Origin of the sequence: Luminiphilus syltensis NOR5-1B (assembly GCF_000158175.1) — a bacterium.
GTDB classification, from domain to species: domain Bacteria; phylum Pseudomonadota; class Gammaproteobacteria; order Pseudomonadales; family Halieaceae; genus Luminiphilus; species Luminiphilus syltensis.
Genome location: NZ_DS999411.1, coordinates 2705540 through 2721620 on the forward strand (window position 1 = coordinate 2705540; position 16081 = coordinate 2721620).

At 56.5% G+C, this 16081-nt stretch carries 14 protein-coding genes and 1 pseudogene; 1 reads left to right on the forward strand and 14 read right to left on the reverse strand.

Features of this window, described 5'->3' with window-relative positions; genetic code table 11:
- From NOR51B_RS15725 to NOR51B_RS12270, 5 genes and pseudogenes are all read right to left on the reverse strand, one after another.
- Positions 1-224 (reverse strand): annotated as a pseudogene (locus NOR51B_RS15725) (methylmalonyl Co-A mutase-associated GTPase MeaB); the annotation flags it as partial.
- Positions 221-2365: a methylmalonyl-CoA mutase gene (scpA, locus tag NOR51B_RS12255; RefSeq protein ID WP_009020283.1), complete on the reverse strand. Its 2145-nt coding sequence runs from the start codon at positions 2363-2365 to the stop codon at positions 221-223. The pseudogene NOR51B_RS15725 and the gene scpA, both read right to left, overlap by 4 nt.
- Positions 2366-2776, reverse strand: a complete 411-nt coding sequence (gene mce, locus NOR51B_RS12260) for a methylmalonyl-CoA epimerase (protein WP_040482097.1) — start codon at positions 2774-2776, stop codon at positions 2366-2368.
- Between the two features lie 9 nt (positions 2777-2785).
- Positions 2786-5590, reverse strand: a complete 2805-nt coding sequence (locus tag NOR51B_RS12265; protein ID WP_009021052.1) for an ATP-binding protein — start codon at positions 5588-5590, stop codon at positions 2786-2788.
- Positions 5591-5615: 25 nt separating this feature from the next.
- A complete protein-coding gene (locus NOR51B_RS12270; protein WP_009019465.1) occupies positions 5616-7358 on the reverse strand; it encodes an acyl-CoA carboxylase subunit beta in 1743 nt (580 codons plus the stop codon).
- A 178-nt stretch (positions 7359-7536) separates the two neighbouring features.
- Here NOR51B_RS12270 and NOR51B_RS12275 point away from each other — a divergent pair, with 178 nt between their 5' ends.
- On the forward strand, positions 7537-8880 hold the full coding sequence (locus NOR51B_RS12275; protein ID WP_009020392.1) for an anthranilate synthase component I family protein: 1344 nt from the start codon (positions 7537-7539) through the stop codon (positions 8878-8880).
- Here the strand turns inward: NOR51B_RS12275 and cysB are convergent.
- The 9 genes from cysB to NOR51B_RS12320 all read right to left on the reverse strand — a co-directional run bounded on the left by cysB (position 8874) and on the right by NOR51B_RS12320 (position 16047).
- Positions 8874-9848, reverse strand: coding sequence for an HTH-type transcriptional regulator CysB (gene cysB / locus NOR51B_RS12280; protein ID WP_009021449.1), 975 nt, complete (start codon positions 9846-9848; stop codon positions 8874-8876). The genes NOR51B_RS12275 and cysB overlap by 7 nt on opposite strands.
- Positions 9849-9940: 92 nt before the next feature.
- Positions 9941-10864 (reverse strand): 5'-nucleotidase, encoded by a 924-nt coding sequence (locus tag NOR51B_RS12285; protein WP_009019379.1) that lies wholly within the window; start codon positions 10862-10864, stop codon positions 9941-9943.
- Positions 10865-10887: 23 nt separating this feature from the next.
- Positions 10888-12243, reverse strand: coding sequence for an alanine/glycine:cation symporter family protein (locus NOR51B_RS12290; protein ID WP_009021732.1), 1356 nt, complete (start codon positions 12241-12243; stop codon positions 10888-10890).
- 39 nt (positions 12244-12282) lie between these two features.
- Positions 12283-13296, reverse strand: coding sequence for a D-cysteine desulfhydrase family protein (locus NOR51B_RS12295; RefSeq protein ID WP_009019997.1), 1014 nt, complete (start codon positions 13294-13296; stop codon positions 12283-12285).
- Positions 13289-13624 carry a preprotein translocase subunit YajC gene (yajC, locus tag NOR51B_RS12300; protein ID WP_009019752.1) on the reverse strand — a complete coding sequence of 112 codons (336 nt, stop codon included), beginning with the start codon at positions 13622-13624 and terminating at the stop codon, positions 13289-13291. Before yajC ends, NOR51B_RS12295 begins: the two co-directional genes overlap by 8 nt.
- Positions 13625-13679: 55 nt before the next feature.
- Positions 13680-14459, reverse strand: coding sequence for an exodeoxyribonuclease III (locus NOR51B_RS12305; RefSeq protein ID WP_009019665.1), 780 nt, complete (start codon positions 14457-14459; stop codon positions 13680-13682).
- Between the two features lie 24 nt (positions 14460-14483).
- Positions 14484-14963 (reverse strand): thioredoxin-dependent thiol peroxidase, encoded by a 480-nt coding sequence (gene bcp, locus NOR51B_RS12310; protein ID WP_009020649.1) that lies wholly within the window; start codon positions 14961-14963, stop codon positions 14484-14486.
- Between the two features lie 44 nt (positions 14964-15007).
- Complete coding sequence (locus tag NOR51B_RS12315) at positions 15008-15559, reverse strand: NUDIX hydrolase (protein ID WP_009020129.1); 552 nt, start codon at positions 15557-15559, stop codon at positions 15008-15010.
- Positions 15556-16047, reverse strand: coding sequence for a flavin reductase family protein (locus NOR51B_RS12320; RefSeq protein ID WP_009019509.1), 492 nt, complete (start codon positions 16045-16047; stop codon positions 15556-15558). The genes NOR51B_RS12315 and NOR51B_RS12320 overlap by 4 nt, the downstream gene beginning before the upstream one ends.
- Positions 16048-16081: the final 34 nt, after the last annotated feature.

The window sequence follows — 16081 nt, forward strand, 5'->3', positions numbered from 1 at the left end:
TCTATAAGATGAAGACCAAAAGCCTCGATAAAGGTTGACTTACCTACACCGGGAACACCGGTAATACCGATTCGGATACCGTTACCCGTCTCCGGCAATATAGCGTTGAGCAGTTCCTGGCTGGCGACTCGGTCTTCTTCCCGGGTGCTCTCTACCAGGGTGATTGCCTTGGCGAGCGCTCGGCGCTCACCGGCAACAATGGCGTCGGCAGACGGTAGTTTCACCCGGCGTTGATGGCGTCGAGCACTTTTCGGGCCGCATCGGGAATCGGCGTTCCGGGACCGAAGATCAGCGAAACACCTTTGTCGGTCAGGAATTCATAATCCTTCTGCGGAATCACGCCGCCGGCAATGACCACGATGTCGTCGGCCCCTTCTTTTTTGAGCGCGTCTATCAATTGGGGAACCAGGCTTTTATGACCCGCAGCCAGGCTCGATGCACCCACCACATGGACATCGTTTTCGACGGCCTGGCGTGCGACCTCTTCCGGGGTTGAGAACATGGGTGACAGATCAACGTCGAAACCCACGTCAGCGAAGGCCGTTGCCACCACCTTGGCCCCTCGGTCATGACCATCCTGTCCCATCTTGGCCACCAGCATTCGAGGACGACGACCGTGATGTTCGACAAAGGAATCGATATCCGCCGAAATCTGTTGCCAGTCTCCATCGTCCGCATACGCGGCACCATAGATACCCGACACCGTCTGCGCTTTGGCGACAAAGCGACCATAAACTTTCTCGAGCGCATCGGAAATCTCACCGACCGTAGCACGCAGACGCGTGGCCTCGATCGCAAGTTCCAGTAAATTGCCCTCTCCGGATTCCGCAGCCTGGGTCAGCGCATCAAGCGCAGCCGTCACCGCGTCGTCGTCACGGTCAGCGCGAATGGCCTCGAGTCGCTTGATCTGCGAATCCCGAACCGCGTCGTTATCGATGTCGAGCACATCGATCTCATCCTTGCTATCGGTCTGGTACTTGTTAACGCCGACAATAATGTCCTCGCCGCGATCAATACGCGCCTGCTTTTTGGCGGCGGCTTCTTCAATTCGGAGCTTGGGCAGGCCGCTCTCGATAGCTTTGGCCATGCCGCCCGCCTGTTCGACTTCGGCCATCAGCTCACGGGCCTTCGCCGCCATATCCGCCGTCAGGCGCTCCATCATGTAAGAGCCACCCCAGGGATCCACCACCTGCCCGATGCCGGTTTCCTCCTGCAGAATCAGCTGGGTGTTGCGCGCAATGCGTGCGGCAAAATCCGAGGGCAGTGCGATCGCCTCGTCCAGCGCGTTGGTGTGCAGTGACTGCGTGCCCCCGAATACGGCAGCCATAGCTTCAACCGTGGTTCTCACAATGTTGTTGTAAGGGTCCTGTTCGGTGAGCGACCAGCCTGAGGTTTGGCAATGGGTCCGCAGCATCGAACTCTTCGGGTTCTCGGGCTCAAAGGCGTCAACGATCTCGGCCCAGAGCAGGCGACCCGCGCGCATCTTGGCGATCTCCATATAGAAGTTCATACCGATGCCCCAAAAGAAAGACAGGCGCGGCGCAAACTCGTCGATATTCAACCCTGAATCCAGTGCGGTTCGGATGTACTCCTTGCCGTCAGCGAGTGTATAGGCCAATTCCAGTGCCGCGTTCGCTCCTGCCTCCTGGATGTGATATCCGGAAATTGAAATGGTGTTGAAGCGGGGCATGTTGCGCGAGCAGAAGGCAATAATATCGCCGATGATTCGCATGCTGGGTACGGGTGGATAGATGTAGGTGTTGCGGACCATAAACTCTTTGAGAATGTCGTTCTGGATGGTCCCGGCCAGTTGCGCCTGAGAGACCCCCTGCTCCTCCGCGGCGACGACATAACCTGCGAGCACCGGTAACACAGCGCCATTCATGGTCATGGACACCGATACCTGATCCAGCGGAATGCCATCGAAGAGGATCTTCATATCCTCAACCGAATCCACAGCGACCCCTGCTTTACCGACATCGCCGGTGACGCGGGGATGGTCTGAGTCGTATCCCCGGTGGGTCGCCAGATCGAAAGCGACCGACACGCCCTGACCACCGGCAGCCAATGCCTTTCTATAAAACGCGTTAGACGCCTCAGCGGTAGAGAAGCCTGCGTACTGGCGAATGGTCCAGCGACGTCCCGCATACATCGTCGCCTGCGGTCCGCGAATGTAGGGCGACAATCCGGGAAGCGTGTCGGTGTACTCGACAGACTTCAGGTCTTCCGCGGTATAAAGTACTTTCAGCGGAATATCTTCGGGCGTATGCCAGGTGAAATCGTCGGGCTTCATGCCCTTGCTTTGCTTTTCCACCAGTGCCGACCACGCCTCGAGCGTCGCCTTGTCAGAATCGTAAATCGCCACTTAATGCTCCTCGGCAGGTTGGTTGATCTCTATCAGGACGCCACCACAACTTTTGGGATGGATAAAAATGACTTTTGCGCCATGAGCTCCCGGGGTGGGCGTATCACCGATAAACTGGTAGCCCTTGGCAGCAAGTCGCTCCACGTCAGCCTCAATGTCATCGCTCCTGAAGCACAGGTGATGAATACCCCCGCCTTTCTTCTCCAGATAACCGGCAATGGGACCTTCGCCATTGAGCGGAGTAACCAGTTCAATCTGGGTCGGTGGCAAAGGGAAAAAAGCAGTCTTTGTTTTTGCGCTCACTACATCTTCAGTGCCTTCGAAGGGGAGCCCAAAATCTTCCATAAAACGCTTGATCGCTGCATCCAGGTCGGGGACAGCGATTGCGATGTGGTCAAGTGCAGTAATCATATCGACTCCTCAAAGCACCAACTTCATGAGTTCCCGGGTGTGCTCGCGCTTACGGCTGGCAACGACGTCATCGGTTTCGATCTCGATCTGCTCATCCGGAGTGACCTTAAAGAGCGTCTGACCTTTGGAGATGATCGTCCCATCGCCCTCCACCAGTACCTCGTCCACGGTTCCAGAGAACGGCGCATAAACTTTGTTGAACATCTTCATGACTTCAACGATGTACAGGGGATCCCCCGCCTCAAAATGAGACCCGACTTCGAGGTAGACCGGCGCGTCCGGCGACTCGCGACCGTAGAACATCCCGCCACTGGCGGCAACAATCTCGTCGGATTTGGCCAGCGGTGGCGGCGCAAGCGCCTTCATCATCGCCTTCTGGTGTTCCTCATCGAGCAGCCGCTCCGGAAAATGGATGGTCATATCCGAGTTGATGGCAAGCTCGAAAAAGCCCGTGAACTGAGCCATGGCCGGCAACAGCTCAAGAATCTCCATACCTGCCTGGAATCCGCGATGCGCACTTTGTACTGACAACCACTCCTCGGCATTGAATCCCTCAGGGGCCTCGCCCGCGAGTGCGGCATTTAATGCGGACCAATCCCCGGTCGGCAAATACTCGCCCAAATCGGAATAAAAGTCCTCAGCCGCCGTGAGTATGGCGTGGTCATGCTCCCAGATGACATTGGCCGCCGGGGCGGACTCCGAGTAATTTAGCTTCAGGAAATGATAGGTATCCGCGAGTACCTCTATCGGGTTTTCCGCCCAGACAATCGTGTCACCGCTGTGATCAAAAGCCTTTTGATTGAGTGACAACCAGCCCGATAAGGCGTGGGGGCTATCGAGCAGGAAGCGCAGGGGACGCAGTAGCAAGGACTGTTTTCGCGACAATGCCTCGGTGAGTTGTGCGCCTTCTGCGGCATCGAGCTCCGCAGCGCTGGATTGAACCAGTAACGACCAGGCCGTATCCACATCAATACGACGGGATTCCGTGGCGAGTTCCCCAACGCTGGTCAGGTACGGAACAATGAACTTGGTCGTCGGACGCGCATTGACGGTACGCCCTAGGAACCAGTGCACGAGGCCGTAATGGAAGGCCAGATTGGTATGCAGGTCCCTGCCGCGCATTGACGTGGCTCTCAACACCTCGGCCATTCGCTCGTAGGTCTGCTCCCGGGAGTCACCTACCGTCAGCAAGAGCGCGATATTCGAATCATAAGCGCCAGCCAGGGTGTAGTTCATGAACACATCGGTATCGGGGTTGTGCAAACTAATGCCCTGATCGTCGCGAATCTCGCCATCGATAGCGTCGGACCAGTATTCAATCTGACCACCGGCGTTGGGCTGCAACGCGTCATTGGTCGCATTCAGACGCGCCTCAACACTATCCTCAAATCGCGGTATGCGCTCTGGCTTCGGCAGTGCCGGGCCGTGGGCCGCCAGCAACACCATAGCCTCAACCAATGATTCGACGACAAAGCTGTCACCGTCGTTATCCGGATTCGTGAACTTCATCGCATAGCAGAGCTCACTCACACGATGCTCGACCTGAATCCGCGTGTTCATTTCCATGAAGAAGTGTTTGTCGCGATCGACAATGCATTCGAAGGTCGACACGCTATCAAGGCCGACGGCGGTACCGAACCGGGACGCCTCGTCTTCCATGGCATCGAGGGTACGCACATCCTGCGCCATTACGGCCGCCTCTTCGGCGCGGCCGTCCTGCTCAGCACGTTGCTGTGCCGATAACAGGGATTCCCGGGTTACCGACACCTCGAGCAGCTTCTGTTCGTGCATCTGGAGCGAACAATCACGGCCGCCCAGGGTAATACTCCACTCTCCATTACCCACCACCTGAATCTCCTGGTGGCGAGTGGTCTCGATATTCAGTTCGACAAGCACGTTTTTATTATCGCCAACGCCTGTTGTCTTGACCTCGTTGAGAATTTCCCTGACCAGCTCGGGCGTCCGCGCCGCGTCGCCAAGCGCGATAATTCGCTGACCTTTACCGCCGCCGCCGCCAATCGCTTTGAGGCGCACGCGGTTCTCCGGGTATTGCTCATTGATCTTTTCGACGCACTCGGTGAGGGTCTCGGAAAGCTCCTCCACTGTGTAGAGGTCTATGCCCTTACGGTAACTTGCTGCAAGCACTTCATCGGCAATAGTCTCGACCGCATCAATCTCCCAGACCGACGCATCTACCTCAAGGCCCTCCTTCTTGCAGAGGGTTTGCAGGTCGCTCACCGTCGGATATTTTTTCAGCAGTGTCAGCGCGGTGCCGTTATCGATACCCGGTGTCACCGAGACCCCGGTCTTGAGTGCGGTACGCTTTGCCTCATCTTTGAGGCCAGCCTGACGTACTGTTCGCGAGCAGGGTCCTATGAAGTTCAGACCGGCGGCCTCCATGGCGGCGACCATGGTTTCATCTTCCGCCATGAAGCCGTAGCCCGCGAATATGCTGTTGTAATCGCCGTCTCTGGCTATAGCGATGATGTCGGCGATGCGCTGGTCACGCTCCTCTTTGGTGGCGCCGGTGTAATCGGGTACTCGGTGTACACGGTAGGGGTCTGTCAGGACGCGCAACTCGGGTGCAAGCGCACGCGGATAAACAATCGAGTCTTTTTCCGAGAGCAGGATGCCGTAATGGGTGATGCCCATTTCCGCAAAAACGTCCATGGCCTCCTTGCGGATGGGCCCACGACAGATGATGAGCGGACGCATATGGCTGCAATCAAACTGCCGAACCCAGGGTGAAGTCGCCTGACTCAGGCGCCGCTCCCGATGGATCATCGGGTTGTTCAAATAGTGCTCATTGGACACAGCCTACTCCTGATCGAATGCTTATTTAGTGGAACTCACGCTGAACGCCCTGCATTGGCGCTGGCTCATAATGACGCAGGCAGAATGCCAGGTGGTCAGCGAGTACCTGTCGTAAATCCGCAGGCATGACAATCTGTGAAATCGAGCCCAGGCTCAGCGCCTCCTCAGGATTCATGATCTCCTGCTCGTAGCGTTGGGCCAGCGCGGCCTCCTCACTTTTCGCCCAGGCATCCACCAACTGTCGAGCAGCTGCAGTGGCTTCCTCTTCGGAGAGACCCTGCGCTCGCTGAGCAGCGACCTCCTCTTCGACGCGCGTTTTGGCAGAGGCTCTGATTTTTTTCAGTTCATCCTTGTAAACGTACTCGACCCCGGCCGGGCCCATAACCGCGACACGAGTCGTCGGCAGAGCGACCACAAAATCGGCACCGGTCGGGTAGTTGTTGTAGGACGCGTAAGCACCACCGAACGCATTGCGCACCAACACCAGAAAGCGCGGTGTACGGAGGTCAACAATCGCATCGAGCATCGCCCGTCCCGCCTGAACAATACCCCGATGCTCCTGTTCGCTACCGGGCAGGAAGCCAGTGGTGTCTTCAAGGAAAATGACGGGAATATTGTAGAGATTGCAGAAGCGAATAAATCGCGCATTCTTGTAAGCGGCACCGATATCGATCTGACCCGAGGCCACCGCCGAGTTATTGGCAACAAAACCAACAACATTGCCACCCATGCGACCAAAGGCAGTGATGGTATTTCTGGAACGCTCGGCTTGAATCTCCAGGAAATCGCCGTGGTCACACAACTGCTGGATCAGAATGGTGATATCCACCGGGGTATTGAAACCACTCGGGGAGTTGAATGCCTTGCGCAGAAGAATATCGATATCGACCGTGGCCCTGTCGCTGGGATCAGATGATGGCTCGTGGGGAGCAAGGGTGTTATTCGAGTCGGGCAGGTAATTCAACAACTCCCGCACCTTACGCAGGGCTGCTACTTCATCGTCAACCACGAAGTCGGTGACGCCGGTCTGGCTGTGGACGTTGGGACCACCAAGCTCGTCGGGGGTAATGTCCTCACCCAGTACCGACTTGACCACCCCGGGTCCGGTGAGACCAAAGAAAGTGTTTCTCGGTTGAATCAGGAAGCTACCCTGGCGTGGCAAATAACTGCCGCCACCCGCATTGAAACCAAACATGCACATAATGCTGGGCACCACACCGGACACTTTGCGCAGCGCCGTAAAGGCCTCGGCATAGCCGTCAAGTCCGCCAACGCCTGCAGGTATGTAGGCGCCCGCGGAGTCATTGAGCCCGACCAATGGAATGCGTCTCTTGGCAGCCAGTTCGAAAAGTCGCGCCAGCTTCGCACCGTTGGTAGCGTCCATAGAGCCTGCGCGAACGGTGAAGTCGTGCCCATAAATAGCGACGTCGCGACCATTGACAGAGATAATTGCCGTTACCAGGGACGCGCCATCAAGATTGGGTCCCCAGTTCTGATACAACACGTGGGGCGCATCGTCCGAGAGATAACGGATGCGCTCCCAGATGGTCATTCGGTGTTTTAGATGCTGGCGTTGTATATTGCGTTCACCGGCGGCGACAAAGGGCCGCTGTTGCAGCTCGGCGCCACGTCGCAACGTTTCCCCATAGCGATCGTTTACCGGCTCTGAATCGGCGTGCAGGGATGTCTCAGGCCGGCCCGAAAGCGGGTTATCGAGTCGAACAAATGGCCGAGCGCTGTCCTCTGCCCCTTTTTGATTATTGCTCATGGGCTATTCTCCCGGGGTGAAAGCGAAATCCGAATGTGGGCACGGTGCGAACCAATCCGTACAGCTGCAAAATCGGTATCGGGGAACCGGTTGCCAGCAGGGGTGGAAAATACGTTTCTAGCCTTTTGCTGTCAATTCAATGCGACAGAATGATGCAGCTAACTTCGGCGAACTAGACATGAACAGCAGCACTTTTCCTTTAATTTATCAACCGTCGATCGATGCCTACGGCGCGCGATTGAGACACTTGCCTGGCTTCGCCCTACTCGACTCCAGCGGCCGCCGCGGCAGTGTCGGCCGCTACGACGTGTTAACGGCGCTGCCGGCGTATACGTTTTCCGTCGCTGACTACAACAACGACCCGGTGTCATGGATATCGGCTATCGAGCAGCAACTGTCCCTGGAAGCTGTTGCCAACAAGAATCAGGACAACACCGAGCTGATGCCCTACGCCCCACCCTGTGTTATCGGCCACCTCGACTACGATACGGCAGCCAGCCAACAAGGCATTGCCGACCAGGCTTCAGCCCGAGGTTCCGCCGGACTTTATCGCTGGTTGCTGGTTCAGGATCATGTGCAGCAGCGCACCTGGGTGACGTTTTCAGACGGCGCCACTCCAGAGCAACGAAACGACATTCTTGGCCTTATCAAAGGCCCAGATGAGCAACTCAACAGAAGCAATAAATTCGTTTTAAAACAGGATTTTAAAGCCACTACTTCAAAAACAGGTTACCGCAAATGCATCGATCGCATCCAGCACTACATTGTCGCCGGTGATTGCTATCAGGTGAACTTCGCACACCGTTTCCACGCGCCTTATGAGGGTGATACCTGGGTCGCATGGAAAAAGCTGAAAGCTGCCGCAGGTGGTAACTTCGCCGCCTATCTGCGCCCCGCACCCGACCATACCGTGTTATCACTGTCACCGGAGCGGTTTCTCGCGATCTCCGGTGGTCAGGTTATTACCCAGCCCATCAAAGGCACCGAGCCACGGCACACGGATCCCGAGATAGACGCACGCAACGCGGAGCGGCTGGCGGCTTCCAGCAAAGATCGCGCAGAAAACGTAATGATTACTGACTTGCTACGCAATGACATCGGAAAGTACTGCCAGGCGGGCTCGGTACGTGTGCCGGAACTGTGCGCGCTTCATACCTACAGCAATGTGCATCATCTGGTCAGCACTGTAACCGGCGTCCTGAAGCCGGGTGTGAGCAGTGGCCAGATTCTGGTGGGTTGCTCACCGGGTGGGTCGATCACCGGGGCGCCCAAGAAACGGTCGATGGAAATCATTCGAGAGCTGGAAACGGGTCCGCGTGGGGCCTATTGCGGAAGTATTTTCGTTCTTGGCGCCGATGGCAGCCTGCAGTCAAATATCGCCATTCGCACACTGGAGGCACTGTCGGGAGAACTGGTTTGCTGGGGAGGCGGTGGTATTACTGCGGGATCACACTGGGAAGCCGAGTATCAGGAAACACTGGATAAGGTCGGCGTCTTCATGCACGCCCTTGAACGTCAGTAAGTCGGCAAATCGAAGTGGCTGTAAAGCTCCGCTCGCTCCACCGGATTAGGCCGGGTGAGCGCATCACTGACAATATCTTTGGTCAGATGGGGTGCCAACTCGCTGATAAAGTCATACATGTATCCGCGCAGGAAGGTTCCTTTACGAAAGGCCAGACTGGTCACACTTGAGGCGAACAGATGTTGCGCATCGAGCTTGACCAGGTCGTCGTCGAGGCGCTCATCGTAGGCCATACCCGCGATAATCCCGATTCCAAGCCCGAGGCGAACATAGGTTTTTATGACATCAGCGTCGACAGCGGTAAACACGACCTTGGGGGTCAGATCGCGGGAGGAGAAGGCCTCGTCCAGCTTTGATCGACCGGTAAACCCAAAGGTATAGGTGACAATGGGGTGCTCGGCCACACTTTCGAGCGTCAGCTTGTCCAGTTTGGTCAGCGGATGGTCCTTGGGCACCACGACACATCGGTTCCAGCGATAGCACGGCAGGGTAATCAGGTCAGACATCAAACCGAGCGCTTCCGTGGCAATGGCAAAGTCAACCACACCATCGGCGGCCATCTGCGCAATCTGGGTGGGCGTACCCTGTTGCATATGCAAGGAAACGTCGGGGAAGCGCTTTATAAACTCTCCAATAACACTCGGTAGTGCGTAGCGCGCCTGAGTGTGGGTTGTGGCGATGGCAAGGTTGCCGGAAGTTTCGTCGGAGAATTCCTGCGCGACGCGCTTGATCGATTGCGATTTGCGCAGAATCTCTCCAGCCAACTCCAGAATCACCTCGCCCGCCGGCGTGATGTGGGTCAGGTGTTTGCCGCTTCGGGCAAAAACCTCGACACCCAATTCGTCTTCCAGAAGGCGGATCTGCTTACTGATTCCGGGCTGGGAGGTGAAAAGGCTCTGGGCCGTAGCGGATACATTCAGGTCGTGGTGCGCGACTTCCCAGATGTAGCGCAACTGCTGCAACTTCATAAATCGACCCTTTCATACTGGCTGACGGATAGTAAATACGGTACCCCGTTCAAGACCGGCGATGCAAACAAAAAGCATAAAAATCCGGTTTTTTATTCGCATTTCTCAGGGGGATTGGCGACACCATGGGGCACATGGCCCGTCGCAATGTGGTCTGCTGCAAGATCGCAATGGGTTTGCTGATCATCAAAGAATACATCGGCCTGATAGGCCTTCAGGAATTCGGTTTTCTTCAGGCCACCGAGGAAAATGGACTCGTCGATCCGAATGTCCCAGGCCCGTAGCGTACGAATAACCCGCTCATGGGCCGGCGCTGAACGCGCGGTGACCAGGGCCGTACGAATCGGCGCTTCACTGGCGGGGAAAGCGCTTTGCAGGCGCTGCAATGCCGCCAGGAACTGCTTGAAGGGACCACCATCCAGCGGCTCGTGCCGCGACGCACGCTCGCTCTCAGCGAAAGCGGCGAGCCCCTGCTCTTTGTAGATTCGCTCAGCCTCGTCAGAAAACAGGACCGCATCACCATCGAACGCAAAGCGCAGTTGATCACCCTCGGCCTCGGTGGCTGCGCGGGAAACCAGCGTCGCTGCAGCAACATCGCTTTCGAGCGCTTTACGCACATCCCCAGGCTCGGCAGAAAGAAACAGCTGGCAGCCAAACGCATTGATATAACGCCAGGGGGATTCGCCACCACAAAAAGCCGCACGGGTAATGGCCAGGCCGTAATGCTCAATCGAGTTGAATACTCTAAGGCCGGTATCCGCGCTGTTGCGCGACAAGAGCACCACCTCGATACGCAGTGATTCCGGTAACCGCTCGTTAAGTGCCAGCAATTTACGAACGACTCGATAGGCCTGCCCGGGCGGTAACGGCGTGTCTTCATTTTCAATCTGGTAATGGGAATAGGCATCGAGACCCTGCTCTTCAAAAACACGATGTGCCTCATCGAGGTCGAAAAGCGCCCGGGAGGAAATCGCGATTACCAGACGCTGGTCATCAGTGGTCACTGCATCAGACATAGCGCTCTCCTCGCGACATCACCTCAGTCCTCGCCCCCGGCAAGCTGGGGCTTCGAATCTGCACTGAAATACTCCCGCGATAGCCTGAATACGACCGGGGACAACAGCAACAGGGCAATCAAATTGGGTATGGCCATAAACGCATTGAGTGTATCGGCGATCAACCAGACAATGCCAAGATTGAGTCCCGCACCCACCGGGATCGCAAGCACCCAAAGTATGCGAAACGGCAGAATACCCCGGGTACCCACCAGGTAAACCACGCAGCGCTCGCCGTAAAACGACCAACCGATCATCGTAGTGATGGCAAACACAACCGCACCAATGGTCACCACCCATTCACCACCAGGAAACGTACTACCGAAGGCCATCGCCGTCAGGCTCGCTCCAGAGGTGCCCGAATCGAGCACCCCGGTCAGCACAATAACAAGCCCCGTCATGGTACAGATAATCAATGTATCGATGAGGGTGCCGAGCATCGCTATCATGCCCTGCTCTACCGGTTCCTCGGTCTTTGCCGCGGCGTGGGCGATGGGCGCACTGCCCAAACCCGCCTCGTTGGAAAATATGCCCCGGGCCACCCCAAACCGTATAGCGGCCCAGACCGTGGCCCCGGCGAAGCCACCGGCGGCGGAGGCGCCGTTAAACGCCGAATCGATGATCGTGACAAATGCAGCGGGTACGGCTTCGATATGCATGGCGATAACGATGACGCTCATGAGCACATAGGCGAGAGCCATCGTCGGCACGATAGCGGCGGCGGTAGCGGCGATGCGCTGAATTCCACCGAGGATCACGCTACCTACCAGAATCATCAGTACAACGCCTGTCGCTTCCCATGGAATACCGACGTTGTCGCTGAGCACCTGGGCGACCGAATTGGACTGCACGGTGTTGGCCAGACCGAAACCCGCCATGGCCCCAAAGATAGCGAAGGCCGTTGCCAACCAGCGGTAATTCGAGCCTAACCCATTACGGATGTAATACATCGGACCACCGGAGTAACCTCCGAGGGCGTCGCGCTCGCGATAGTTAACCGCCAATACGCCCTCCGCGTATTTGGTGGCCATGCCGAAGAGCGCAGTAATCCACATCCAGAACAGCGCACCGGGTCCGCCGAGTGTAATTGCAGTAGCGACGCCCGCGATATTACCGGTGCCAATAGTCGCGGAGAGCGATGTCATCAGTGCACGAAAGGGAGGAATATCGCCGTCACCGTGACCACTGAAGCCACCCAACAATAATCTGAACGCCGTGGGTATGCGCGTGAATGTCAGAAACCCAAGCCCCAAGGTGAGGTAAATCCCCGTACCCACCAGCAAAACCAGCATGGGTGGTCCCCAGGCATAGCCATTGATCGTGGTAATCACTGCTTCCATGAAAACTCCTTAACGTCGCTTACGGGGCGTCCGGACACACTAAGACCAGCCATTGTGTGCAGAGCTCAGCTTTTCGGCATGGGGAAAAACACCAAACACACCGCCGGTGTGCAAAAACACAATGTCGCTATGGTCGTCAAACGAGCCTGAAGCCACCTCAGTGATCAATCCCAGAAATGCTTTTGCCGCGTAAACAGGATCGAGCACCACGCCTTCGAGCGCTCCGAGCTCGGCGATGAGACGATACACTTCTTCGGAGGCGATACCGTATCCCTCGCCAACGTACCGATCGATGGTTTCAACACTGAAGGCAAACTCGGGCAGATCAGGAAACCGTTGCTGCAGCTCAGCGATATCTTTGGATACCTTGCGCGAAAAATAATCGGCATCGTCGCAAACGGCCATACCCACGATGCGCACATCCAGATCATGCAGTGCGCTGCCCGCAATCAAGCCCGCCTGGGTACCCCCTGAACCGGTAGCCGTCACCAACAGGGGGTTAACCAGACCCTGCTGCGCGAAATCTGCCGCCAACTCCTCTACCCCTGCGATATAGCCCCAGGCGCCGAGCCCGTCACTGCCCCCCGTCGGTATTACCAGTGGTTTGAGGCCCGCGCACCGGTACTCCTCGGCAGTCGCTTCCAGCAAGGCCCGAAGATTCTTCCGATAATCCTCAGGCGCAACAGGAGTAATTGCGGCGCCCACCAGGCGATCGAGCAAGGTATTGCCCTCGTCGCTGGGGGGCGTACCGCGGAGCACCAGGTGGCATCTGAGACCCAACTGGGCAGCAACGACTGCGGTGGCGCGGCAATGATTGCTCTGAAGCCCACCGCAGGTAATGAGAACATCAACATCGGTGTCGAGGGCGTGCGCGGCAATGAACTCGAGCTTTCTGACCTTGTTGCCCGTGAGTAATGAGCCGGTCATATCATCCCGCTTGATCCACAGACGCTTTCCCGGGGTCCAACGCTCGGCGGCTCGAATAAGCGGCTGTAACGGTGTCGGCGTTTGCGCCAGCGGAATCCGCGGGGGATAGAGCAGAGTCTTACTCAACGCCAACCGACTTCAAGGTGCCTTTGGGTAGAACGGCGTTGATGTGTGCCCGCTGAAATTTGAGCTCAACATTATTGGTAACACTCAGGACGATATAGTTGTCGTCGATACCGGTAATCTTGCCCAGCATTCCTGAGGACGTAATGACCTCATCACCCTTTTTCAGCGCATCGACCATCTCCTGATGCTCTTTCTGGCGCTTGCGCTGGGGGCGTATGGCAATGAAGTAAAACAGCCCGAACAGAACTACCAAAAATCCGATCTGGAACAGCTCGCCACCGGCAGGTTGACCGCCAGCGGCCTGAGCATACGCATTCTGAATAAACATGATTCTCTCCTTAAAAAACAGGTCACTCTACGGTGACCGGGTGATTTCTACAACGCTAATCGAGTGGATCGATGGCGAAATCGAGGGTTAATGGTGCGTGATCGGAAAACCGCTCTTCCCGATAAATACTTGCGCTCGTCGCGGCGTCCGCGAGCCCCGGGGTGACCAACATATAATCGAGGCGCCAACCGACGTTCTTGGCCCAGGCCTGGCCACGATTTGACCACCATGTGTACTGATCCGGCTCGGGATTGACGCGCCGAAAACTATCGACATATCCCAGCTCATCGAACACACGATCAAGCCAGGCGCGTTCATGGGGCAGGAACCCCGAATTTTTGCGGTTAGCGCGCCAATTCTTGAGATCGATCTCCCGATGACAAATATTCCAGTCCGCGCAGATAATAAACTCGCGGCGTTTACGCCGCAGCGCTTTCAGGTGATCGAAGAACGCGTCCATGAACACTTCCTTGCGCACCTGTCGTTCATCACCGCTGGACCCCGAAGGCAGATAAAGCGACACCACGCTGATGCCGGGAAAATCCGCCTGCAGGTAGCGCCCCTCCGAATCAGCCGGATCCCAGCCAAGTGACGTAATCACCCGCTGGGGTTTGCTACGGCAGTAAAGCGCGGTCCCCGAGTAGCCCTTTTTCTCAGCGTCATTATAGAAACAGTGATAGCCCTCGGGATAAAAAGCATCGTCGGTGAGTTGCTGTTCCTGAGCCTTGGTCTCCTGAATACAGACCACATCGGCACCCTGCTGACCGAGCCAGGAGAAAAAGCCTTTGCGCTCTGCCGCGCGGATACCATTGGTATTGCAGGTAATTACGCGCATTGGCGCCACACCAAAACAAACACCTTATTTGATACCCAATTCATCGAGTGTCGACAGCAGGTCGTCGTGATGGGTTTTGGTCTTGAACTTGTCCATTACCGCCTTAAGACGTCCATCAATTCCTACAATGAAGGTTGTACGCAGGATGCCGTCGAACTCCTTTCCCATAAATTTCTTGGGGCCCCATGCGCCGTATTTGTCCGCGACCCCATGGTCCTCATCGGACAATAACGTGAAATTGAGCTCGTCCCGCTGAGCGAACTTGTCGAGGCGCTTGATAGGGTCGGGGCTTATACCGAGCACGGCGACATTGCGCTTCTTTAATACCTTGGCGATATCTCGCAGACCCTGTGCCTGTACCGTACATCCCGGCGTCATGGCCTTCGGATAGAAGTACACGACGACATTCTGCTTATCGCGGAAGCTCTTTAGTGACACCTTCTTTCCCGTTTGATCCTCGAGGGTAAACGCAGGCGCCAGATTACCAATTTTGGGGTAGGTCATAACCAGGTACTCCTATGAAAAAGACCGTCTTTGCGTGTGTTCAATCAATGTTTTCGGAATTTATCCGGCAGTGAAATCACCGAGTGTCGCACCGGGAACACATTTTGCTTCCGGTCATCCAAAAACTCGGTTAAGACTTCAGTGACTGTAGGGAAAGCAATTTCATCCCAGGGAATATCGGCCTCGTCGAATAAACGGGTTTCAAGGCTTTCCGGACCAATCCCGAAGCGACCCTCCTCGATACCGCAGCGGTAGAACACATAAACCTGTGAGATATGCGGCACATCCAGCAGGCGATAGAGGCGCAAATTGCAGGCCGTCGCTGCAGCCTCTTCCAGCGTTTCCCTGGCCGCACCCTCGGCGGTCGTTTCTCCGTTTTCCATGAACCCGGCGGGCAGCGTCCAGTAACCATGGCGTGGCTCAATCGCGCGCCGGCAAAGCAAGATTTTTCCGTTGTGCTCGGGGAGGCACCCCACGATCACGCGCGGATTGATGTAGTGGATCTCGCCACAGTCGCCGCAGACAAAGCGTCGGCGATCATCGCCCTCGGGGACCCGCTGCTCGATGGCGCCGCCACAGGTCGCACAGAACTTCATCGCGACCCTCCCTCCCCCTGGGATTGCAGGCCATCGTAGGCACCTCCGAAAAACACCAGCGGTGCGCCCTCTCGAGCTGAGAAATCGATCACCTCTCCAACAATAATGTGGTGATCTCCACCCGGATGGAGTGCGTCAATACGACAACTAAAGGTCGCCTGCGCATCACGAAGTAGCGGGACACCAAACGCATCAAACTCAAATTGATCAGCAATAATGCTGTGTTGGTGCTTGGTCGCATAATAGTTGGACAGATCCATCTGGTCAGCGCCTAAAACACTGACGCCAAAATTCTCGCAGGCGGTGTATTCCCGGAAATGCTCGGAATCGTTTTGCACGCTCCAGAGAACCAGCGCGGGGTCGAGGGAAACCGAAGCGAATGAATTGGCCGTCAGCGCCAAGGGGCCGCTTTGGGGGTCGTCGACGGTTATCAGACAAACCCCGGTCGGGAATCGGCCCAGCGCGCCACGAAATGCCTTGGTATCCAACGATAAATCCTCTTTCAGGTCGTTTGAGAAGGGT

Excerpts from the sequence above, each read along its gene's own strand:
- NOR51B_RS12305 (WP_009019665.1), bottom strand. The coding sequence starts at position 14,459 with ATGCGCGTAATTACCTGCAATACCAATGGTATCCGCGCGGCAGAGCGC.
- NOR51B_RS12285 (WP_009019379.1), bottom strand. The coding sequence starts at position 10,864 with ATGTCTGATGCAGTGACCACTGATGACCAGCGTCTGGTAATCGCGATT.
- yajC (WP_009019752.1), bottom strand. The coding sequence starts at position 13,624 with ATGTTTATTCAGAATGCGTATGCTCAGGCCGCTGGCGGTCAACCTGCC.
- cysB (WP_009021449.1), bottom strand. The coding sequence starts at position 9,848 with ATGAAGTTGCAGCAGTTGCGCTACATCTGGGAAGTCGCGCACCACGAC.
- NOR51B_RS12275 (WP_009020392.1), top strand. The coding sequence starts at position 7,537 with ATGAACAGCAGCACTTTTCCTTTAATTTATCAACCGTCGATCGATGCC.
- NOR51B_RS12290 (WP_009021732.1), bottom strand. The coding sequence starts at position 12,243 with ATGGAAGCAGTGATTACCACGATCAATGGCTATGCCTGGGGACCACCC.
- NOR51B_RS12270 (WP_009019465.1), bottom strand. The coding sequence starts at position 7,358 with ATGAGCAATAATCAAAAAGGGGCAGAGGACAGCGCTCGGCCATTTGTT.
- NOR51B_RS12315 (WP_009020129.1), bottom strand. The coding sequence starts at position 15,559 with ATGAAGTTCTGTGCGACCTGTGGCGGCGCCATCGAGCAGCGGGTCCCC.
- bcp (WP_009020649.1), bottom strand. The coding sequence starts at position 14,963 with ATGACCTACCCCAAAATTGGTAATCTGGCGCCTGCGTTTACCCTCGAG.
- mce (WP_040482097.1), bottom strand. The coding sequence starts at position 2,776 with ATGATTACTGCACTTGACCACATCGCAATCGCTGTCCCCGACCTGGAT.